At 38.5% G+C, this 23,892-nt stretch carries 17 protein-coding genes; 15 read left to right on the forward strand and 2 right to left on the reverse strand.

What is annotated here, in order from left to right; all coding sequences use genetic code 11:
* Positions 1-15 precede the first annotated feature (15 nt).
* The 6 genes from atpG (at position 16) to glmS (ending at position 7,255) form a co-directional block, all read left to right on the forward strand.
* Positions 16-876, forward strand: coding sequence for a F0F1 ATP synthase subunit gamma (atpG, locus tag H4J76_RS06800; protein WP_182230304.1), 861 nt, complete (start codon positions 16-18; stop codon positions 874-876).
* Positions 877-934: 58 nt separating this feature from the next.
* Entirely contained in the window at positions 935-2,320 is a 1,386-nt protein-coding gene (gene atpD, locus H4J76_RS06805; protein WP_182217848.1) for a F0F1 ATP synthase subunit beta, read from the forward strand.
* 74 nt (positions 2,321-2,394) lie between these two features.
* Positions 2,395-2,817 carry a F0F1 ATP synthase subunit epsilon gene (locus tag H4J76_RS06810; protein WP_070375313.1) on the forward strand — a complete coding sequence of 141 codons (423 nt, stop codon included), beginning with the start codon at positions 2,395-2,397 and terminating at the stop codon, positions 2,815-2,817.
* A 266-nt stretch (positions 2,818-3,083) separates the two neighbouring features.
* On the forward strand, positions 3,084-4,457 hold the full coding sequence (gene glmU / locus H4J76_RS06815; RefSeq protein ID WP_182217846.1) for a bifunctional UDP-N-acetylglucosamine diphosphorylase/glucosamine-1-phosphate N-acetyltransferase GlmU: 1,374 nt from the start codon (positions 3,084-3,086) through the stop codon (positions 4,455-4,457).
* Between the two features lie 192 nt (positions 4,458-4,649).
* Positions 4,650-5,411, forward strand: coding sequence for a DeoR/GlpR family DNA-binding transcription regulator (locus tag H4J76_RS06820; RefSeq protein WP_182217845.1), 762 nt, complete (start codon positions 4,650-4,652; stop codon positions 5,409-5,411).
* An 11-nt stretch (positions 5,412-5,422) separates the two neighbouring features.
* Positions 5,423-7,255, forward strand: a complete 1,833-nt coding sequence (gene glmS / locus H4J76_RS06825; RefSeq protein WP_182217843.1) for a glutamine--fructose-6-phosphate transaminase (isomerizing) — start codon at positions 5,423-5,425, stop codon at positions 7,253-7,255.
* Positions 7,256-7,642: 387 nt separating this feature from the next.
* Here glmS and H4J76_RS06830 read toward each other — a convergent pair whose 3' ends face one another.
* On the reverse strand, positions 7,643-10,663 hold the full coding sequence (locus H4J76_RS06830) for a TonB-dependent receptor (protein ID WP_182217841.1): 3,021 nt from the start codon (positions 10,661-10,663) through the stop codon (positions 7,643-7,645).
* 1,057 nt (positions 10,664-11,720) lie between these two features.
* Between H4J76_RS06830 and H4J76_RS06835 the strand changes: the two genes are divergently transcribed.
* Positions 11,721-12,602, forward strand: a complete 882-nt coding sequence (locus H4J76_RS06835; RefSeq protein WP_182217840.1) for an NAD(P)-dependent oxidoreductase — start codon at positions 11,721-11,723, stop codon at positions 12,600-12,602.
* 175 nt (positions 12,603-12,777) lie between these two features.
* Here the strand turns inward: H4J76_RS06835 and H4J76_RS06840 are convergent, their stop codons facing one another.
* Positions 12,778-13,518 (reverse strand): FadR/GntR family transcriptional regulator, encoded by a 741-nt coding sequence (locus H4J76_RS06840; RefSeq protein WP_182217838.1) that lies wholly within the window; start codon positions 13,516-13,518, stop codon positions 12,778-12,780.
* A 430-nt stretch (positions 13,519-13,948) separates the two neighbouring features.
* On the opposite strand from H4J76_RS06840, the gene H4J76_RS06845 reads away from it, so the two are divergent.
* From H4J76_RS06845 to H4J76_RS06880, 8 genes are all read left to right on the forward strand, one after another.
* The gene (locus H4J76_RS06845) at positions 13,949-16,219 is read left to right on the forward strand and encodes a polysaccharide lyase 6 family protein (protein ID WP_404842432.1); all 2,271 of its coding nucleotides are present in this window, start codon (positions 13,949-13,951) and stop codon (positions 16,217-16,219) included.
* A gap of 85 nt (positions 16,220-16,304) precedes the next feature.
* On the forward strand, positions 16,305-18,470 hold the full coding sequence (locus tag H4J76_RS06850; RefSeq protein WP_259367753.1) for a heparinase II/III family protein: 2,166 nt from the start codon (positions 16,305-16,307) through the stop codon (positions 18,468-18,470).
* Positions 18,471-18,479: 9 nt separating this feature from the next.
* Positions 18,480-18,857, forward strand: coding sequence for a cupin domain-containing protein (locus H4J76_RS06855; RefSeq protein ID WP_182217836.1), 378 nt, complete (start codon positions 18,480-18,482; stop codon positions 18,855-18,857).
* Positions 18,857-20,155 (forward strand): MFS transporter, encoded by a 1,299-nt coding sequence (locus H4J76_RS06860; protein WP_182217835.1) that lies wholly within the window; start codon positions 18,857-18,859, stop codon positions 20,153-20,155. Before H4J76_RS06855 ends, H4J76_RS06860 begins: the two co-directional genes overlap by 1 nt.
* 63 nt (positions 20,156-20,218) lie before the next feature.
* On the forward strand, positions 20,219-21,169 hold the full coding sequence (locus H4J76_RS06865; RefSeq protein WP_182217833.1) for a sugar kinase: 951 nt from the start codon (positions 20,219-20,221) through the stop codon (positions 21,167-21,169).
* Positions 21,170-21,189: 20 nt separating this feature from the next.
* On the forward strand, positions 21,190-21,813 hold the full coding sequence (eda, locus tag H4J76_RS06870; protein WP_182217831.1) for a bifunctional 4-hydroxy-2-oxoglutarate aldolase/2-dehydro-3-deoxy-phosphogluconate aldolase: 624 nt from the start codon (positions 21,190-21,192) through the stop codon (positions 21,811-21,813).
* 1 nt (position 21,814) lies between these two features.
* Entirely contained in the window at positions 21,815-22,903 is a 1,089-nt protein-coding gene (gene fbaA / locus H4J76_RS06875) for a class II fructose-bisphosphate aldolase (RefSeq protein WP_182230305.1), read from the forward strand.
* Positions 22,900-23,877 (forward strand): class 1 fructose-bisphosphatase, encoded by a 978-nt coding sequence (locus H4J76_RS06880; protein ID WP_182217827.1) that lies wholly within the window; start codon positions 22,900-22,902, stop codon positions 23,875-23,877. Before fbaA ends, H4J76_RS06880 begins: the two co-directional genes overlap by 4 nt.
* Positions 23,878-23,892: the final 15 nt, after the last annotated feature.

Raw genomic sequence — 23,892 nt, forward strand, 5'->3', positions numbered from 1 at the left:
TTTTGGAGAATAGTCATGGCTGGTGGTAAAGAGATTAAATCAAAGATTGGAAGTGTAAAAAATACACAGAAGATCACCAGCGCAATGGAAATGGTTGCAGCTAGTAAAATGCGCAAAGCGCAAGATAATATGGCTGCATCTCGTCCATACGCTGAGAATATGCGAGATGTGATCGGTCGCGTCGCACTTGGTAATTTAGAATTTCGTCATCCATATATGGTTGAACGTGAAGTCAAGCGTGTAGGTTATATCGTTGTCTCAACAGACCGTGGTTTGTGTGGTGGTTTAAATATTAATTTATTTAAAAAGGTACTTGTTGATGCGGGTACACACCAAACAGCGGGCGCCGATGTTGAATTTGCCATAGTGGGTTCTAAAGCTACGTCATTTTTTAACAATATCGGTGCTAAAATAGTGTCGCAGAAGTCTGGATTAGGTGACAATCCTTCACTAACTGATTTAATTGGTAGTGTTAAGGTAATGTTGAACGCCTATGATAATGGTGAAATAGATAGATTGTTCATTGTATATAACAAATTTGTTAATACCATGACGCAAAAACCAACAATCGATCAACTTTTACCTCTGCCTAAGTCAGATGATGACGCATTTAAGCATAGCTGGGATTATTTATACGAACCTGATGCTCAAGTTTTACTTGAAAAACTGCTCGTTCGTTATACGGAATCGCAAGTATATCAAGGTGTGGTTGAAAATCTCGCCTGTGAACAAGCTGCTCGTATGGTTGCAATGAAAGCTGCAACAGATAATGCGGGTGACTTAATTGATGATTTACAATTGGTATATAACAAAGCGCGTCAAGCAAGTATTACTCAAGAATTGGGTGAAATCTGTGCTGGTGCAGCAGCGGTATAAACAAAAGTTCTTTGTTTATTTTATTAGTAAATAAGAGCACAAGATTAGAGGATTAAACATGAGTACAGGTAAAGTCGTCCAAATCATTGGCGCAGTTGTGGATGTAGAATTTCCACAAAATGCTGTACCTCAGGTATATGACGCGTTAAAAATAACTGAAGGTAACCTTAGTGGCTTAGTACTTGAAGTACAACAGCAACTTGGTGGTGGCGTAGTTCGTACTATCGCCATGGGTTCATCTGACGGTTTACGTCGTGGTCTGAATGTAGAAAACACAGGTGATAATATCCAAGTTCCAGTAGGTACTGCAACTTTGGGTCGCATCATGAACGTATTGGGTGAGCCTATCGATGAAGCTGGCCCAATCGGCGAAGAAGAAAAGTGGTCAATTCACCGCCAAGCGCCAGCATATGCTGACCAAGCGATGTCAAATGAGCTACTTGAAACTGGTATCAAAGTAATCGATTTAGTTTGTCCATTCGCTAAGGGTGGTAAAGTTGGTTTGTTCGGTGGTGCTGGTGTTGGTAAAACCGTTAACATGATGGAACTTATTCGTAACATCGCGATTGAGCATAGCGGCTACTCAGTATTTGCTGGTGTAGGTGAGCGTACTCGTGAAGGTAACGATTTCTATCATGAAATGAACGATTCAAATGTACTTGATAAAGTATCACTTGTTTACGGTCAAATGAACGAGCCTCCAGGAAACCGTTTACGTGTTGCCTTTACAGGTTTAACAATGGCTGAGAAATTCCGTGACGAAGGTCGTGACGTATTATTCTTTGTTGATAACATTTACCGTTATACATTAGCCGGTACTGAAGTATCTGCACTTCTTGGTCGTATGCCATCAGCGGTTGGTTATCAACCAACACTTGCTGAAGAAATGGGTGTACTTCAAGAGCGTATTACTTCAACTAAGAAAGGTTCAATCACTTCAATCCAAGCGGTATACGTACCAGCAGATGATTTGACTGATCCCTCTCCAGCTACTACTTTTGCTCACTTAGATGCAACGGTTGTATTGAGTCGTGATATCGCTTCGCAAGGTATTTACCCTGCAATTGACCCACTAGATTCTACTTCTCGTCAACTTGATCCATTAGTTGTTGGCGCTGAGCATTATGAAACTGCCCGTGGTGTTCAATCAACATTACAACGTTACAAAGAACTTAAAGATATTATCGCCATCTTAGGTATGGATGAATTATCTGAAGAAGACAAATTAGCAGTGAATCGTGCACGTAAGATTCAACGCTTTTTATCTCAACCGTTCTTTGTTGCTGAAGTATTCACCGGTTCTCCTGGTAAGTATGTGTCACTTAAAAACACTATCAGTGGTTTTAAAGGCCTACTTGCAGGTGAATACGATGATTTACCTGAGCAAGCTTTTTATATGGTTGGTTCTATCGAAGAAGCAGTTGAAAAAGCTAAAAACATGTAATTTGCTTGGGCGTGTTAGGTTAACGTAAGTCATCGACTTATTGACTATCTAACCGCCTACTTTAGGAGGTCAAAATGTCAGCAATGACGGTAAATCTAAATGTAGTAAGTGCAGAAGAGAATCTATTCTCTGGACGTATTGAATCATTACAGATCACAGGTTCAGAAGGTGAACTAGGTATTATGCCTGGTCACGCACCTTTATTGACCTCGCTAAAACCTGGTATGGCTCGTATTGTTAAATATGGTGGCTCAGTAGATGTTATATATCTTTCTGGCGGCATGTTAGAAGTTCAACCAAATAACGTAACCGTATTAGCTGATATAGCGATACGTGCAGACGATTTGGATGAAAAAGAAGTATTAGAAGCTAAGCAACGTGCAGAAAAACACATGAACGCCCATGGCGGAGATGTTGGTTTTGCTGAAGTTGCGGCTGAATTAGCGCGAGTAACTGCGCAATTACGCGTAATACAAGCGTCTAATAAAAAAGTCTAACTTTACAGACAAAACACTAAGTTTTAGTGACAGAAAAGCGATATTTACTTAAGGTATATATCGCTTTTTTTTGTCTTTAATATACTGGCTAATTAAGTCTTACCACAAAGTCACTCGGTTAAATTTACTGAACTTTGTTAAGCGATTAATCTTGATGATGTAAAAATATATCAGATACTTATAGCGCTACATGGCTATAGTTTATCTGTTAAAACAAGGTTACAATATTTGTTATTACCATCAAAAACATAAATAACGGATATACTATGTCTCTTTCAGTTGTCATTCTTGCCGCGGGTAAAGGTACTCGCATGCGTTCATCACTCCCTAAAGTACTTCACGCAATTGCTGACAAACCTATGGTTAGCCATGTCATTAATGCTGCACGCCAATTAAACGCCGATAATATCTATATTGTCTATGGCTTTGGTGGTGAAGTATTAAAAGCGACAATAGCGAAGAGTAGTGCAAATGATGATTTAACCTTTATTGAACAAAAAGAACAACTAGGTACCGGACATGCCGTAGATATGGCATCACCTTTCATTAAAGATAATGAAAATGTTTTAGTGCTTTATGGTGATGTACCACTGACCAAAGTTAGTACATTAGAAAAATTATTAGCGGTTAAACCAGACCATGGTATGGGATTACTAACGGTAAATTTAGCTGATCCTACTGGCTACGGTCGTATAATGCGTAAAGATAATGCAGTGGTTGGCATCATAGAGCAAAAAGATGCTTCGGCCGAACAGTTATTAATTACTGAAGCTAATACCGGCATTTTATTAGCAAATGGTGGAGATTTAAAACGTTGGTTAGCAAATTTGTCAAGTGACAATGCCCAAGGTGAATATTACTTAACTGATATTATTGCCGCATGTCATCATGAAGGTAAAACTATTGCTACTGCGCATCCCGATACCGAGATTGAAGTTGAAGGTGCCAATAATCGAGTGCAACTTGCTTCATTAGAACGAGCTTTCCAACTACGTGAAGCCGAAGCGTTAATGATAGCAGGGGCAAGCCTACGTGATCCTAACCGCATCGATATTCGTGGAAACGTAGTCATTGGAGAAGAAGTGCATATCGACATCAATTGTATTTTCGAAGGTGATGTTTCCTTAGCGAGTGGTGTGCAAATAGGAGCCAATTGTATTTTAAAAAATTGTACAATCGGCGAAAATAGCATAGTTAAAGCAAATAGTATTATCGAAGACGCCGTTGTTGGTAAAGACTGTTCTGTCGGCCCATTTGCTCGACTACGCCCCGGCTCTGTAATGAATAAAGACTCTCATGTTGGTAATTTTGTTGAAATGAAAAAAACAACTTTAGGAGCTGGTAGTAAAGCGGGACACTTAACGTATCTGGGCGATACGATTATTGGTCAGAATGTAAATATTGGCGCTGGAACCATCACTTGTAACTATGATGGCGTTAATAAGTTTAAAACTATTATAGATGACGGTGCTTTCGTCGGTTCAAATAGTTCGTTAGTGGCCCCGGTTACTATCGGTGCTAATGCCACCATAGGTGCAGGCTCTGTTATTGCCAAAGATGTAGCAGCCAGTGAATTAGCTGTTGCTAGAGGTAAACAAAGAAATATAGCCGGCTGGCAAAGACCGACCAAAAAAAGCTAGGTTAATTGATATTTAAAATGAAAGGGGCGCAATATGTGCCTCTTTTTTATGTTCACTGATATTAATTAGGATTAATATCAGTGAAATAAATATTTATTGCCATAAAAGCATACTTTTGTTCTAATAGCTTAAGTTACTAAACGAAACTTATTCTGTAAGATAAGTGACGAAACAAAAGATAAACTTAATCGCATGTCAAAAAGAAACACCCAGCAGCGTCGCCACAGTATTATCTCTGAGCTTAATGAGCACGGAGAAGTAAGTGTCGATAGTCTTGCAAAAAAATTCGTTACTTCAGAAGTAACCATCAGAAAAGATTTAGCTGCGCTAGAAAATAGCGGATTATTGCTCAGACGCTACGGTGGAGCTGTGCCTTTACCTAGAGATATTATCGAGCATAAGTCTGATAAAGTTTCGAAACGAAAGGTTTCAATTGCCAGTAAAGCGGCAACACTTATTCGTGATCATAACCGCATCATTATCGACAGCGGTAGTACGACTTCGGCCTTAGTGAAAGAGCTTAATAGCAAACAAGGTTTAATCGTAATGACCAACTCTTTAGCTATAGCTTCTGACTTACATGCGCTTGAAAATGAACCGACATTATTGATGACCGGGGGCACTTGGGATACACATTCTGAGTCTTTTCAAGGTCAAGTAGCGGAAAGTGTCTTGAGATCTTATGATTTTGACCAACTTTTTATTGGTGCCGATGGTATCGATATAGAGCGTGGCACGACTACTTTTAATGAGCTTTTAGGGCTTAGCCGCGTGATGGCCGACGTCTCTCGTGAAGTTATTGTACTTGTTGAATCTGAAAAAATTAATCGTAAAATACCTAACGTTGAAATTCCTTGGCAAAATATAGACATACTGATCACTGATGCAGATCTGTCTGATGAACTCAAAGCCAAACTCTTAGAACAAGACGTTAAATTACTCATTGCAAAATAAAAGGAAAAACTATGTGTGGGATCGTAGGTGCTGTAGCACAACGTGATGTAGCAGATATATTAGTTGAAGGGTTAAAACGCCTAGAATACCGTGGATATGACTCAGCCGGTGTTGCTATTATCGATAATAACAACCAATTAAACAGAGTACGCCGCTTAGGCAAAGTACAAGAGTTAGCAGACGCTTTAATAACAACCCCTTTATCAGGTGGAACAGGTATTGCTCATACGCGCTGGGCTACTCATGGTGCGCCAAGTGAAGTGAATGCTCACCCACATGTATCTAGTGAAAATATCGCTGTTGTTCATAATGGTATCATCGAAAATCACCAAAGTTTAAGAATACGTTTGCAGGGCATGGGCTACGAATTTGTTTCAGAAACAGATACTGAAGTTATTGCTCATTTAGTTCATCTTGAATTGAAAACATCAGCGACCTTACTTGAAGCAGTACAAAAAACAGTTAAGCAGCTTGATGGCGCCTATGGCACAGTTGTACTTGATACTACCGATAAGAGTCGTGTAGTTGTTGCACGCTCTGGCAGCCCTTTAGTGATAGGTTATGGCGTAGGTGAAAATTTTATAGCCTCTGATATGATGGCGCTATTACCGGTCACGCGAAAGTTTGCTTTTCTTGAAGAAGGTGACGTTGCTGAAGTCACTCGTTTTGAAGTTAACGTATTTGATACTAACGGCGTACCCGTAAAGCGTGAAGCAAAAGAACAAGATATCAGTCAAGACAGTGGTGATAAAGGTGAATACCGTCACTACATGCTAAAAGAAACTTATGAACAACCTACGGCTATCCGCAATACTTTAGAGGGGCGCTTGTCTGGTAATGTGCTCGATATGAATACTTTTGGTGAAGGCGCTGATGAAATATTTAAGGGTATCGAACACGTACAGATTATTGCCTGTGGTACTAGCTACCATTCAGGTATGGTTGCTCGGTATTGGTTAGAGTCGCTAGCGGGTGTTTCTTGTAATATAGAGATTGCTAGTGAGTTTAGATACCGAAAGTCTCATGTTCCTAAAAATGCCTTAATTGTAACTATCTCTCAGTCGGGTGAAACAGCTGATACTTTAGCGGCACTTCGCTTAGCAAAAGAGCTTGGCTATAAAGCCAGCTTAGTTATTTGTAACGTAGCCGGTTCATCTTTAGTACGTGAATCTGATCTCGCTTTCATGACCAAAGCGGGCGCAGAAATTGGCGTTGCTTCTACCAAAGCATTTACCACACAGTTAGTCGGCTTGTTAATGATGACTTGGGCTATAGGTAAACATCACGGTATGAGTGAAGCGGTTCAAAATGAAATCGCCAGTTCATTAATGGCTTTACCCAGTAAACTAGAAGAAGTCTTAGCATTAGCAAGTTCTATCGAAGATTTAGCAGAAGACTTTGCTGACAAACACAACGCTTTGTTTTTAGGTCGTGGCGACCAATATCCTATCGCTATGGAAGGGGCTTTAAAGTTAAAAGAAATCTCTTATATCCATGCTGAAGCATACGCCGCTGGTGAATTAAAACATGGACCATTAGCGTTAATTGATGCTGATATGCCTGTAATCGTTGTTGCGCCTAAAAATGATTTAATTGAAAAGCTTAAATCAAATGTTGAAGAAGTCCGCGCGCGCGGTGGCTTAATGTATGTGTTCGCTGACAGTGAAGCAAATTTTGCCAGTGATGATACGATGAAAGTTATTAATGTGCCGGTATGTGACGATTTAATCGCACCCATTGTTTATACGTTACCACTGCAATTGCTTTCATATTATGTCGCAATAATTAAAGGCACAGATGTTGATCAACCTCGTAACTTAGCAAAATCAGTTACCGTTGAGTAATAGGTCTTATATTAAAGAAAACTGTTGTTATCGATAAATAGGTTTGAGATCTAGTTAATAGATATGAGATCTTAATTATAAAGCGACTTACTCTTTTGAGTGGTCGCTTTTTTATTGGTCATAGATTCATTGTTAGGGTCTTTCATCTAATGTAGACACTAATTTGTCTTAATAAACAGTCCGCTTAGCCCCCATTACACTTTTATAATTTTAGAAAAAGCACTTTTTATTTTCTACAATAACCTTGGTTGTTATCACAGCACTATTTTTATTTAAAAAAAAGTCATTAACGAGATTTTTCTCATTAATGACTTAATTGATGCTTTACCTACAGCGCTGACATCCAAATAAATATGACTATAGGACGGAATAAGCGCTTTTTATTTCTTAGAACTTGTAGCTAATACCAAAGGTAATACGACGGTCTGTTATACCTTGAGCACATAACATAGCCCCTTCATTAACACATGACTGTGTAATGTCTGACTCTGTTAAGTTGACAGCTTCAACACCAAGGTTTAAATTTTCATCGACGTCATAACTTACACTAGCATTAAGTTGTCCTCTGTCATGGGTTACAACAGGGAAGCCTAATGTAGAGTTAAGGCTAGCGCCCGCTGCAGTATCTTCAGTGCGAAACGCATCACGCCACGTATAACGTAATCTTGCTGAAAGACCAAATTTTTCATAGTAAACAGCTACATTGTAAGCGTTTTCTGAAAAATCAAGTAAACCTCGTTCTGATGAATACGTGACAAAGTTTGCATCGTCATAAACACCTTGTATTGCATTAAGGATATCTGTTCCGCGTGACGCTGAAGTGTAAAAAGCTGAACCGCCTTTATACTCTTGTATGGTGTAGTTGGCGACAATGCCGAAACCTGATGCCCAACCTAAGTCTTCTTCGAAGCTGGAAAGGTCATACTGGACAGCCATTTCTATACCTGATTGAGTCGTTGTTGCAGTATCATTAAAGAGTGTTTCAACATCAACACACAAACCTGTGGTATTTGGATCTCCGATTGCATTAGGCTGAACGGCAGGGTTATAGATACCGCCTCCTGCACATGTAGGTCCAGGTTCACGCCAACCGTTTGCGTCAATTGCTGCACTTTCTAATTGAGTAACAAATAAGTTAGTACGTTCTTTTTTGAAATAGCCGATACTAACTACTGCTGCCTCAGCAAAATACCATTCAGCAGAAAGATCAAACGAAGTGACTTCTTCAGGTTCCAAACCAGCATTACCAATTTCGACAGATTGATTTTCGTTTGTACCAAATGATACCGAGGTATTTAAATCGCCAAAGTTAGGACGAAGAATGTCTTTACCCCAACCTAAACGTAAAACCACATCGTCAGTTACATCGGCAACTAAATTCAAACGAGGTAATGTATAACTATAATCACCTTTGTTTGTTGCTGGCGTTGCAACACCATTGACTACTGTATTACCTGTTGATGCAATATCTGTTGATATATGACGAACACCAAAATTACCACGGAACATTTTATATTCAAAGTTTGCTTGTGCGTATAGCGCATGCGTTTCTTCTTTTATTTTAAAAGCTGCGGTATCTGAAGGTGTCAGGTTTGAAAAGTCTTGTTTACCGCCATGAGCAACAATAGCCGCTTCTAAGGTCGCTAACACACCGTCTGGATCATTGAATGCTAAGTCTGGATTAACAATAAGAAAATTTCTAAGGGCTAGTTCTCTACCATCGGCATCACCAAAGTGGCTAGGACCAGCAACAAGAAGTTCTGAAAACAAAGCGCCGTTTGGACTATCAACCATTTTGCTGAAGCCACCAATACGATCAGATATTGATACTGCACTATGTTTTGTTTCATTGTAGCGATAACCGAAATCAACAGAAGTGATCATACTTTCATCGATAAAATAAGTGAAATCAGTGCGGAATGCATTTTCAGAATTATCTGTAGAGCTTCTACTTATGTCTACCTGATCTAGCACAACGTTATTTGGATTAAGTAAATCATCAACAGTTGGTGCGAATGGAGAAGCAAAATCAATACCAAATGCCAATGAGTCACCAGTTAAATCATAAATAAATGGCACACTGTTATCGTTACTCGAACCATCAAGAGGCGTCAGTGGGTTAGGGTTAATAAAGTTTAATTGAGTGTTTAATGAAGGGGTAACGGTATCAGAATTTGCTGTAGACAACTCAGCACTTACAAATAAGTTATTACCTTGCCATTCACCACCAAATCTAAAAACTTCGGTGTCTGTGACACGAGCACCAGTATCACTGTTAAAGCGTAAGTTTGGATCGTCGTCATCAACTGAATTGATTGGTTGAATTGTGCCTCTGGTAGCCGCTTGAATACTGCCTAGATTTACACCATCAAGAGAGCCAAAGTTTATTGTTTCAAACTGAGAAGGTAAAGTGTAGTTAAGTACACTACTAACACCTGAACCTTGTACTCGTGTACTTTCTTGACGACGCTCTTGGCTGGTAATAATAGCATCAAAGAAAAATTTCGTGTTGTCGTTAGGGGCAAACTCAAGAGTAGTGGCAATATTGGTTGTTTCATATTCAAAATTTTCTAATTCCTGATTAAGGAATTGAATGCCGAGAAAATCGAAATCTTGAGCTGCAGGTCTTTTAGTTGCTTGATCTTCTAATGTGCCACTTCTATAGACGTCAGCGTTAACATTTTCAACAAGGCTACCATCACGGTCAACGCGTGGACGAAATGACGTAGCTTCTTGTTTAGCGTAGCTACCACTTATAACAAATCCAAATTTACCTGAGTCAAGTTCCCAGTTATCTCCGTATGCTCCTGAGAATCTTGGCTGAACACCATCAGTGGTTAAACTACTGTCTTCACCTTGTAAGCGAAGTGATCCTAATGTCTCAGTCAACTCAAGAGGACGAATAGTACGTAAATTTACCGTGCCACCAATAGAGCCTTCGGTCGTTTTAGCTTCTGGTGATTTTGTTATTTCAACACCCGCGATAATGGCCGCTGAAAGATCTTCAAAATTCATTCCACTTCGTCCAGACCCTGAGCCGACTGTCGAAGCACCATTAATTTCAACACGGTTAGCGTTACTACCACGAATTTGAACACCAGTACCTATACCAGCTGTTCTTGTGATTTGAACGCCTGTTACGTTTTCAAGAACCTCTGCAAGGTTTTGGTCAGGTAGCTTACCAATATCTGTAGCCATAATGACTTCGACCAGGTTAGCTGTTTCACGTTTTTCTGCAAGGGCAGTCGTTAGAGAGCTTCGCATACCCGTAACCTGAATTACTTCAATTTCAGTTTCATTGTTTACTTGTGGTTCTATTTCAGCTTCTTGTGCACTTACCGATGCTGCAAAATTCAGCGAGGTAGCTGAAAGAATCGCTAATGTTAATTTTGATAATTTTTGTCTCATATATTTCCCCTGTGTAGTTTTTTTGAAATTTGATTTGTAAACATCTCAAAAGCCACATCTTTAATTTATAAAAGTCGTCCCCTAAACCCCCAACACCTTACAAGTAAATTACTTAGTACTGATAAGGAATTACTACAGATAGTTACAATAAAAATTGGAAAGGTCAATCTTTTGGTTATACAAAACAAGTGTAAAAATGTGTAAATTGGTATACCAATATTCGCTTCGTTGGTTACCAGGTTGTTTGTTTATTGTTGTTTTGTCTTGTAAGTTATTGAATAAACAGTTTTTGGTCGATTATTGTGCATTAGTAATAACGAATGTTTTTATTTTTATATGTATCTTTTATATTCTAATAAAATATAAAGGAGTGTAGTTTATATATTGTAATGGTCTAGATAGGTTATGGTTGAATTTTTGCTGATCAACCATATATTTTTTATTGGTTGACCGGGTGGCGGCGCACAATTGATTCAACACTAATCTATTAGATAATAGCCATTAAAGTGATGTTTATTAGTAACAATATAAACGTTATTGTAAAACTTCAGCGCTTTGTATGAGCTAAAAATATAATAAATTATCATATAATGATAAGTATATATTTAACAATAAATTTTAGTTAAAGGGCATTTAAATCATATACTTGGTTTTTATCTGACTGTTATAAATGAAATGGTTAAACTATAAAATAGCTTAGATGAATACGGGTAACACCTATAAGCTTCATTATTTTTAATAAGTTAAACCAACTCTATTACCAATAATTATTGATTGGTTGACACCTATTGTTGTTTTGGTTAGTATTTAATGGTTCCTTATTGTTTCGAGTGTTTCTAAGCAATAAGTTTGTATAGACACAAGACAAGCATACCGTGTTTATACCGAAATTATTAACCGCTTGAATATAAGGTTCGGTGTTCGGTTTATATACCGAGTATTACCCTAGGGCTTAGATAATTTAGCTAAATATACTCAAATAAAATAACATGCCCATCGATAAAGTGAGCAATGTTGCACTCAGATAAACAAACAATAATATTTTTAGGAGTTAGATATGACAAAACCTATTATAGGTTTCATCGGCCTTGGCCTTATGGGCGGCAACATGGTCGAAAACTTACAAACGCGTGGCTTTCAAGTAAATGTAATGGATTTAAATAAAGAGGCGGTTGCTAAGGTAATTGCTCGCGGTAATGCTACTGAAGTCACCTCAGCGAAAGAACTCGCAGAACGTAGTGATATAGTAATGCTTGCGTTAACAACTTCTGTTGTTGTTGAAAAGCTAGTTTATGCTGAAGACGGTATTTTAGCGGGTATTAAAGAAGGTGCTGTTCTGATTGATTTTGGTACTTCTATACCAGCATCTACTCGTAAGATTGGTGCAGATCTTGCCAAGAAAGGCGCAGGGATGATTGATGCCCCATTAGGTCGAACACCCGCTCATGCTAAAGATGGCTTACTTAATATTATGGCTGCTGGTGACTTAGATACTTTTAATAAAGTGAAGCCTATTTTAGAACAGCAAGGTGAAAATGTATTCCATCTTGGCGCTCTTGGTGCAGGTCACACGACTAAGCTCATAAATAACTTCATCGGTATGACTACGGTTACAGCGATGTCACAAGCTTTTGCTGTTGCTGATAAAGCTGGCGTTGACCGCCAACAGCTTTTTGATATTATGTCGACAGGTCCATCTAACTCACCGTTTATGGGCTTTTGTAAAAACTACGCCGTAGATGGTGTAAGTGATTTAGGTTTCTCTATCGCTAATGCGAATAAAGATTTAGGTTACTTTTTAGAAATGGTCAAAGACCTTGGTACTGTGTCACAAATTGCTGAAGGTACTTCTGCCAATCTAAATGCAGCAGTTGCTGCCGACATGGGTAATGGTAACGTGCCAGAAATATTTGACTACTTCCTTAAATTGGCGAAGTAATTTCAATGTATATCATGCTAAAGTGACGAATATTGTTTTAGCATAATGACGCTATTAGTAAGGCGACCGCACTGTTGTTAGATTTTAAGTGATGAGTTGATTGACGATATAGTTAAATAAAAGGCCTCTATTAAAGAGGCCTTTTATGTTTTACCTGATATAAAGTTATAATTAATTAAATATCGTTAGAGTGAGGAATTGAATAAAGTCCACGCTTTTCACTGTTTTTTTGTTTTATTTCTTCTAACGCTCTCGACTCGACGGCATCAAATAAGGCGTTTATTAGTCGGTTAAAATGACTGTGCATAGCAAGCCTTGCTTGAGGAGCGTCTCTTAATTTTAATGCCTGATAGATCGCTTTATGCTCTGCAAGTGTTTTTGAATTATCTTTACTGCAAACACTGTCATAATCTTTAATAATTTCTGGTGTTGATGAGCGAAGCTTCCAAAGATTTTGTACGGTTAAAATCATCGCACTATTACGGGTAGCATTGGCTATAATTTGATGGAATTCTTTATCAGCGGCAGCAATAAACTGACTGTTTTCCATATCAACTAAGGTTTGATGTAAGCGAACCAATTCATCTTCGGTGATGGTTGTTGCCGCAATCGCTGCTACTTCACCTTCAATTAATGCTCTAGCTTGAGTAACCTCAAAAGCATTAATTTGCTTGTGTAAGCCCGATAATTGGTTAACCGGTTTTAAAACATAAACGCCGGAACCTGTTTTAACTTCAATTTTCTCACGAACTTCTAGGGCAATTATTGCCTCTCGAATCGTTGGTCTGCTCACTTTAAATGTTTCAGCTAATTCTCTTTCTGGTGGTAAGCGACTGCCTGCGGTGTAAATTTCAGAATCAATTAAAGCCTCTATTTTATCTACAATACCCCAAAATAGCCTGCGGTTGCTGCTCATATTATTTTCCTTAGCTAAATATAATAAAGTGATGCCCTATATAACTAATCATATAGCCTTCTGGCGCTTATGGCAAAACTATTAGGTGAGGAATTTTCTGTTTATTAATGTTTTGGTCTAGGTGTAAAGATAACTTCTGTATAAAGGTCTAGCGCTAAATTCAACTTTAATTATTACCAATTGGACGGTATTTGGTAATGTGATTTGGTTGACAATGGCTGTTGATATCAGTTAAATTAAATCGATTGTTAGTTAGAAGTACGATGTGAGCTGTTTTATTACATTAGTAATGGCGTTGGATAAGCCCGAAATGTAAAGGGAAGTGATACTTTTATTTTAGCTAAATCCAATTAATACCAATATGTTGACGTTATTTAATAGTTATTAGTAAAAACGTTAAATTTTACACTTTAATTTCATAGGTTATTTTATGCAGCAAACTAAACTATCACCCTATCTACTGTGTTGTCTCACCATAACATTTTGCTTAATGTTAACAACAAACCAATTAGCGGCAAAAGAATGGTTAGTTGGCGATCAAACGGCGTATAAAAATGCATTGGAAAAAGTAAAGCCGGGTGACAATATTATCTTGTCTGACGGCATATGGAATAACTTTGAAATTTTGTTTAAAGGCGAAGGTACAATACAAAAGCCAATAACACTAAAGGCACAAACAAAAGGTAAGGTTTTCCTGACTGGGCAATCAAATTTGAGGTTGTCTGGTAAGCATTTAGTCGTTTCAGGATTAGTTTTTAAAAATGGTTATACGCCTAGTAGTGCTGTTGTCGCTTTTAGAAGTAATAAAGAAAATTTAGCTTATCATTCACGGGTAACAGAAGTTGTTATTGATAACTTCAGTAATCCTGATAAGCGTGAGTCTGACTATTGGGTGGCTATTTATGGTCAATATAATCGTTTTGATCATAATTACCTCACCGGTAAACGTAATAAAGGGGTAACTCTTGCTGTTCGTTTAGATACAGTAGATAGTCAAGAGAATCATCATAAAATAGATCATAACTATTTTGGCCCTCGCCCTATTCTTGGCTCTAATGGTGGCGAAACTCTTCGTATTGGCACCAGCCATTATTCATTATCAAATTCATACACCTTAGTTGAAAATAATTATTTTGATCGCTGTGATGGTGAAGTAGAAATAATATCAGTTAAATCAGGACAAAATAAAATTCGTAATAATGTCTTTTTTGAGTCGAGAGGTACGCTGACCTTACGCCACGGTAATGGCAATATCATAGAAGAAAATGTCTTCTTTGGTAATGGCGTTGACCATACCGGTGGTATTCGAGTAATAAATAAAGAACAAATTATTCGTAACAATTATCTTGAAGGACTAACCGGTTATCGTTTTGGCAGTGGCTTTACTGTCATGAATGGCGTTCCTAATTCATCTATTAATCGATATCACCAAGTTGATAACGCTTTAATTGAAAATAATTCTTTAATTAATGTTGATCATATTCAGCTAGCAGCAGGAAGCGACCAAGAAAGAAGTGCGGTACCAATTAACTCTAAAGTACAAAACAACTTAATTTTTAATGATAATGGTCAACAACCTTTTACGCTATTTGACGATGTAAGTGGCATTAAATTTAAAGGCAATATTGCAAATACTGTCGCGCTAGAAAAGCTAGCATCAGGTATTAGCCAACAGAATATTGAGCTTAAGCGTGCAGCTAATGGCTTGCTTTACCCTACCGACAAAAAACTTTTGGCTAAGGGAGCTAAAAAGAGTTTATCACCCGTTTTAAAATCAGCAACAGGTCCAAGTTGGTACAAGAAAACTGATGGCTTAGTTGCCTTTGAATCGGGTCATACTATTAATGTTAAAGCAGAAGACGATGCTTTATTTAATGCTGTGGTTTCAGCAAGTAATGGCGATGTCCTTATATTGGCTGATGGAAATTACGATGTTAGAAAGATGATTGATATTAATAAAACGGTATCGATTAAAGCGCAAAATCAAGGCATGGTTAAGGTAACTTTTCAGCGTTCTACCTTATTTCAAATTTCTGATGGAGGTAGCTTAACTCTTGATGGCTTGAATATAAATGGTAGCAACAGTCCCGATGCTTCAGGTAATACCTTAGTTCGTTCACAGAAATGGGGAATGGTTTATAACTACCGTTTTGTTATGCGTAATAGCAAGGTGAGTGGACTTGATATTAATCATTCGTTTCATTTTTTTGACGCGGGTAATGGTTCGTTTGCTGATTATATTGAGTTAACTAATAACCAATTTACCGATATCACCGGTGATTTTCTTCGCTTAAACAAAGAAATTGAAGACTTAGGTATTTATAACGCGGAATATGTCATTTTAAAAAATAACACTTTTGATAATGTACAAGGTGCTTTAGTTAACTTATATCGAGGTGGCACTGACGAAAGTACTTTTGGTCCTCATTTAGCGATGTATAAAAACGCTATTAACAATAGTGGTAATGGTAAGCGTAATAAAACTGGATCGAGTCTTTACTTGCACGGTGTACAGGTTACCAATATCGACAATAATACTTTTACTGATACTGCTGAGATCATTATTGAACATACCGTAGGCGAACCCAAAACAGCTATAAATGATAATAACTTTAAGGGTACAGCAGCGCCTAATGTGAAAGAGCTACATGCCGCAGGCCCGCATACCGCTGTGCTATTAAACAACAAGCAATCTAACTAAGAGCTTCTCTATGAAAATTTCTAATCCAATGTCATTTTATTCACCAATATGGTGTTCAGCAAAAAAGGGGCTATTTCTTATTTCCATGCTGATTACCGCGGTACTGGCAAGTAATAAGGTGATGGCATATACGAGCCCTAATCTTGTTATTACCACTGCGGATGTCGCTGATATGCGTGGTGCTATTGAACAAAATGGACAGTTTACCGAAGCTTTTGTTGCTAATAAATTATTAGTTAATAAGCAAATAATACAAGTGATAACTGTACCTCTACCAAAAGATGGCGGCGGCGGTTATACCCATGAGCGCCATAAGAAAAATTATAAATTGATGTACGATGCAGGGATTATTTATCAATTAACGCAAGATGAAAAATATGCAAATTACGTACGTGACATGTTGCTTGAGTATGCAAAGCTCTACCCTACTTTACCTTTGCATCCAAAAAGAAAAATGGGTAAACAAAACCCAGGTAAACTCTTTTGGCAAAGCTTAAACGAAGCGATGTGGTTGGTATATACCAGTCAAGCTTACGATTTAATTATACCTTCTTTAACATCTGCTGAAAAATCGACCATTGAAAAAGGGCTATTTCATCCTATTGTAAAATTTTTATCTGTCGATTCTCCTGAAACATTCAATAAAGTTCATAACCATGGTACCTGGACAACGGCTGCTGTTGGTATGACAGGTTATGTATTAGGTGAGTTGGACTGGGTAGAACAAGCGCTTTATGGTTTAGATAAATCTGGCAAGGGCGGATTTTTAAGACAGTTAGATGAGCTTTTCTCTCCCGCAGGTTATTACAATGAAGGTCCTTATTACCAACGTTTTGCGTTACTGCCGTTTATTACCTTTGCTAAGGCTATTCAAACCAATCAACCTGAACGTAAAATTTTTGAATACCGTGATGGAATCGTATTAAAAGCGATTGATACGACGATACAATTAAGCTACAACAATTTATTCTTTCCAATTAATGATGCGATTAAAAGTAAGGGTATCGATACTATTGAGTTAGTTAATGGTGTTGCCATAGCCTATGGTTTTACAAAAGACACAGGTTTACTTGATATTGCTAACCTGCAGAAACAGATTTTATTAACTGGCGACGGTTTAAAAGTGGCAAATGCTTTAGATAATCATCTAGCTACGCCTTATAAATTTAAGTCGGTTGCCTTTGGTGATGGTAACGATGGCGAGCAAGGTGCCTTAGTGATCATGCGCCAAAATGTTGGTGGAGAACAAGCGGTACTGTTTAAACCCGCCGCGCAAGGTTTAGGTCATGGACATTTTGATAAACTGACTTGGCAATTTTATGATAAAGGTGAAGAGATAGTCTCAGATTACGGCGCTGCTCGATTTTTAAATGTTGAAGCTAAATTTGGTGGGCGATATTTGCCAGAAAACCAAACATGGGCTAAACAAACTGTTGCGCATAACACCGTTGTTGTTGACGAAAAATCACATTTTAATGCCAATGTTGCCGTGGGTAATGCCAATTACCCTAAACTGGTGTTTTTTGAAAAAGATACTAATGTGACGATCAGTTCTGCACGTATCAATAGTGCTTATGACGGTGTTTCATTAACTCGCACCATAGCGTTAATAAAACTGCCAGAGCAGGAACAATCATTGGTTGTTGATGTTTTTGATGTTATGTCAAAGCAAGCACATCAGTATGATTTACCTGTCCATTACAAAGGTCATTTAATTAGCACAAGCTTTGACTTAAACACCCATTTAACTAGCTTGCCAGTCCTTGGCAAAGAAAATGGCTATCAACACTTATGGTTAAAAGCACAAGCTCAACCCAAGGCTGGCTTATCTCAAATTACTTGGTTAAATGATAATGGTCGGTTTTACACAAACTCGATCGTTATGGACGGTGATGCTTCCTTAATCTTTACTCAGATTGGAGCCAACGATCCGCTCTTTAACTTACGTAACGAAAATGCCTTTATCAACCGTAAAACAAAATCTAAGAATCATACCTTTGTTAGCGTATTAGAGCCGCATGGCGAATATAACCCATCAAAAGAATTTACCATCGCAGCCGTAAGCAGTGTTGAAACATTATCACATCAAAAGATTGATGATATTGATGTGGTAGAAATCATGCTTAGTGGCGATAAACATTATCTATTAGCGTTTAATGCAACTGAAAAAAATCAACGCAATGCATTTTCATTTAATGGCTCAAAATATAAATTTGATGGCCGTTTTAAATTGTTCGAAATTAAAAAATAGAGGTCAACCATGAGTCAAAGTGAAAATTTTTCATTTGGTAATGAAACAGAAATAGAAGATATAGGCGGCGGTTTAAAGCGTCAAATGTTGGGTTACAACCATGAGTTGATGGCAGTTAAGATCTGGTTTGAAAAAGGTGCCATTGGTTACAATCATGCTCACCGGCACTCTCAAGTAACCTATGTTGTTGAAGGAGAATTTCACTTTAACATTAATGGTGTAACTAAAATATTAAAGCCAGGTGATAGCTGTATGATACCACCCCATGCTGACCATGGTGCGACTTGCCATACCGGTGGAATTTTAATTGATACTTTTAGCCCTGCTCGGGAAGATTTTGTCGAAGAAGGTGCTTTTGATCATATTCACAATAAGGAAAGCAGCTAATGAAACTTAAAAATCTCCGTTGGTGGGTTATTACGTTAATCGCAATCGCAACCGTAATTAACTACATTGATCGATCTGCACTTGCTGTATTGTGGCCAGACATCGTTGAAGATTTATTTCCTGATGAATCAGCTTTTGAACGAAAACAAATCTATGCAAATATTTCCATGGTTTTCATTTTATCTTATGCTTTTGGTCAAGCAATTTTTGGCAAGATATTTGATTGGATCGGTACTCGTTTAGGCTTTGTGTTATCTATTGGTGTTTGGTCTCTTGCCACTGCCGCTCACGCATTTGCACAGGGTGTACTGAGTTTCAGTATTTTTCGCGCTATATTAGGTGTTGCGGAAGCTGGAAACTGGCCCGGTGCAGCTAAGAGTAATGCCGATTGGTTCCCGACAAAAGAACGTGCCTTAGCACAAGGTATCTTCAACTCTGGTGCTGCTATTGGCGGTATCATTGCTATTCCGTTAGTGGCCTATTTGACCGTTTATTTCAGTTGGCAAATGGTCTTTGTTGTTATTGGTTTGGTTGGTTTATTGTGGCTTATTCCTTGGATTATATTGGTAAAGGCGCCACCTAAATCACATCCTTGGATCACCGATGAAGAACGCGCATATATTTTAACGGGTCAACGAAATACTAATGTTGATGATTCTTCAACGGAAGACGAATATAACCCAAGTACGGGTGAATTACTGTCACGTAAAGAAAGTTGGGGCGTAATTATTGCTTCAGCGGCTATTGACCCTATTTGGTGGCTATTTGTTTTTTGGATCCCTATTTACCTTAACGAAGTGTATGGCATGGATGTTAAAGCTATTGGTATCTACGGATGGGTACCTTATGTGGGTGCTATGTTTGGTGCTTGGTTTGGTGGTCTTCTTGCACAGAATCGTATAAAGGCAGGCTGGAATATTGATAGAACTCGTAAGTTAACCATTACTTTGGGTTGTTTGATTATGTTGCCAGCACTATTAGCGATGGCAAGCCCTGGTGGACCCACTACAGCGGTAATGATTATGGCTGTTATCTTATTTGGCTTCCAAACCGTTATCAGTAATCTTCAAACATTACCTAGTGACCTTTTTGGTAAAAAATCTGTAGGTACACTCGCTGGATTTTCAGGCATGGCGGCAAAATTTGGCGCATTAGGCTTAACAGCGTTAGTGCCTATTTTAACTGCTGATGGTAACTACACCCCTGCTTTTGTTATCGGTGCGTCTTTAGCTATTATTGCAATGGCCGCTGTTTGGATTCTTATTCCCAAAATAGAACCATTAAAACCTAAAGCTTAAGCATGTAATCATCCGGTAATTAGTTACCGGATAAATTTTAATTAAATTAATAAGGCTATGTAAATGAAGAACATTTATTTATTCGGCGAATGTATGATTGAATTGATGCCTGCTGCACAAGATCAGTCATCTACTCTAATGAAACAATCGTTTGCCGGAGATGTTTTTAACACAGCTGTTTACCTAAAACGCACTTTTACTGACATGAACGTGCATTTAGTTACCGCTGTTGGTCAAGACCCATTTAGCCTTGATATGCTCCAATACTTTGAGAATGAAAATATTGGCTGTGATTTTGTGTTTAAATCGACAACAAAAATCCCAGGTTTATACTCTATTCAACTTGATGAGCAAGGTGAACGTAGTTTCACCTATTGGCGTGAAAACTCTGCTGCTCGCCAAGTAATGCAACACATTGATGATGAAGTGATAAGTCAATTAGCAAAAGGAGATATGTTTTTTTTCTCCGGTATTTCTTTGGCTGTTATTGAGCCAAGTGCTAGAGCAGCATTCTGGCTTTTAATTGATCAATTAAAAGCCGCAGGAGTACAAATTGTATTTGACCCTAATTACCGTCCTCGTATGTGGAGTGGCGCCAAAGAAGCTCAAGATCAGTTTGAATTAGCCTTACAAAAATCAGATTTATCTTTGCCTGGTGTTGATGATTTTCAGCAATTATTTGGTATGACTACCGTTGAAGAAGTTAATCAATACTGTCAGCAATTTGGCTTAACTGAATTAATCATAAAAAATGGCGAGCAAGGCATTTTAGTTGTCGTTGACGGCGAAACGTCTCAATTTGCCATCACCCCAGTAGAAAATGTGGTTGATACAACGTCTGCGGGCGATTCATTTAATGGCGTTTACCTTGGTGCTCGTATTGAGGGGTACTCAGTAAATGACTCAATTTCCTTAGCATCAAAAGCCGCTGGCTTTGTAATACAACATAGAGGTGCTATTGCACCAGCAGATGAGTTTAATCGGTTTATTAAAACTCAACTCGAATTAGTCTAAAAATTTAATAAGGATCATTCATGAAATCATTTTCCACACTGATGGGAAAGCAGACTCTGCTACCTATAATTCAAGCAGACAATGTTGAACAAGGACTTAATATTGCTAAAGCTATGGCCGCCGCAGGTATTGGTTTAGTTGAAGTGGTACTGAGAACGCCAGCATCACTTGATATTATAAAAGCCATTAAGCAAGAACTACCCGAATTAAAAGTAGGTGCTGGTACGGTGCTTGACGCTAATGTTTTAAAGCAAGCACTCGATGCGGGTAGTGATTTTATTATTACGCCAGCAGTATCAAGTCAATTACTGACTGTTTTAGCTAAATGTACGGTTCCTGTACTTCCTGGAGTATCTAATACGGCAGATATACTTTTAGCAAAGGAATTTGGCTATAACGAGCTCAAATTATTTCCTGCTTCATTATCTGGAGGTGCTCCGTTTTTAAAAGCTATGGGGTCAGTTTTTAAAGATATATCTTTTTGCCCAACTGGCGGAATTAAGCAGAGTAATCAAGATGAATATTTAGCATTAACCAATGTATTTGCTGTCGGTGGCACTTGGATTGCTGATGCTAACTGGGTAGAATCGGGGCAATGGTCTAAGATCACAGCTGCTTGTTTAACTGCCCAAGGAATTAATTAATATGAAGAGTTTATCAGATCTCGTCAAGAGTGGTTTTGTCTTCGGTGAAGATGTTAGCGTGCTTTTTGATTATGCTAAAAAAAATAAGTTTGCTTACCCTGCGGTTAATGTCATTGGTACTAACTCTATTAATGCAGCACTCGAAGCGGCCAGTGAAATAAACTCACCTATTATTATTCAATTATCATATTCGGGTGCGGCTTTTTTTATTGGTAAAGGGCATAAACTTTCACCTATGGATGCCGCCATTGAAGGCGGTGTTATCGCGGCAAAATATATTAAAGCCGTGGCTAAGTTTTATGATATTCCTGTCATCATTAACACCGACCATGCTTCTAAAAAGCTCTTACCTTGGATTGATGGCTTATTAGCGCACAGCGAGGCACATTTTAAAACAATGGGTGAACCATTATTTAGCTCGCATATGATTGATTTATCTGAGCAAACATTAGTCGAAAATATTGATATTTGTGCTCGTTATCTTAAACGCATGACAGCAATCGGTATGACCTTAGAAATTGAGCTCGGCTTTACAGGCGGCGAAGAAGACGGTGTCGATAATACTGGCCTTGATGCTTCATTACTTTATACCCAACCCGAAGATGTTGCTTATGCTTATGAGCACTTAAGTCGTGTCAGTGATTCATTCACCATTGCGGCTTCTTTTGGTAATGTGCATGGTGTTTATAAGCCTGGTAACGTGCAATTAACGCCTAAGATATTGAAAAACTCTCAAGCCTTTGTCGCCGAAAAATATGGTTTGGGACATAACGCGCTGAACTTTGTTTTTCACGGTGGATCAGGGTCTGCACCAGCAGAAATCACTGAAGCTATTGGTTATGGTGTCATCAAAATGAATATAGATACCGACACACAGTGGGCAAGCTGGAAAGGGGTTGCTGACTATTATCAAGACAATAAAGCTTATCTGCAAAGCCAAATAGGTAACCCTACGGGTGACGATAGTCCTAACAAAAAATATTACGACCCACGTGTCTGGTTACGTAAAGTCGAATTGTCGATGGCTGAGCGTTTAATCCTTTCATTTAAAGAACTTAATTGCCTTAATCGGTATAAGGGAGACTTATGAAACGCTTAGTTCACTGTTTAGAAAACGATAAGGTTGATATTGAACTTATTCTGTTAATTGATACCATTGTAACAGCCTGCAAAGAAATTTCTTTTAGAGTGGGACAAGGCGCATTGTCAAATGTGCTGGGCTCTACCTTAGATGAGAATATTCAGGGTGAAACGCAAAAAAAATTAGACATCATCAGTAATCAGTTACTTAAAGATATGTTGTTAGAGAGTGGTCGCGTTAGAACCATTGCGTCTGAAGAGGAAGACTCGGTGGTTGCGGCAACCGAAGGTGCCCCTTACATTGTCGCCTTTGACCCACTTGATGGCTCTTCTAATATTGATATTAATGGTCAAATAGGCACAATATTTACCATCTATCGCGCCAAAGACGACGTTCCGGCAACCAGCGAATTACAATTTGCTCAACAAGGAACCGAGCAAGTATGTGCGGGCTATGTGTTATATGGTCCCTCGACCATGCTGGCGTTGACCACGGGCGGTCCGTCGCGTTTATATACCTTAGATAGAACACAAGGCTGCTACTTACTGACCACCACACAACTGGAAATACCGACACAGACAGCAGAGTTTGCGGTCAATATGTCAAACTTTACTCAGTGGTCATCGGGCTTTACCGATTACATTAATGCTTTACTGTTAGGCAATGAAGGCCCGCGCGCTAAAAAATATAACATGCGTTGGAATGGCGCTATGGTGGGTGATGTTCATCGTGTTTTGTCTCGTGGTGGTATTTTTTGCTACCCCAGCGATACTAAAAATGCTCAGCAACCGGCTAAATTACGTTTGTTGTATGAAGCCAATCCCTTAGCCATGCTTGTTGAAAATGCTCAGGGTAAAGCTTTTACTGAACACGAGCGTATCTTAACAATCATACCATCGCATATTCATCAACGTGTTGCGGTGATTATGGGCTCAACGGAAGAAGTTGATGCATGTTTAGGGTATTTAAAGCCAACGCCCTAATCAGTTATAATGATT

The sequence above is a fragment of the Colwellia sp. BRX9-1 genome, from assembly GCF_014077195.1.
In the GTDB taxonomy this organism is placed as follows: domain Bacteria; phylum Pseudomonadota; class Gammaproteobacteria; order Enterobacterales; family Alteromonadaceae; genus Colwellia_A.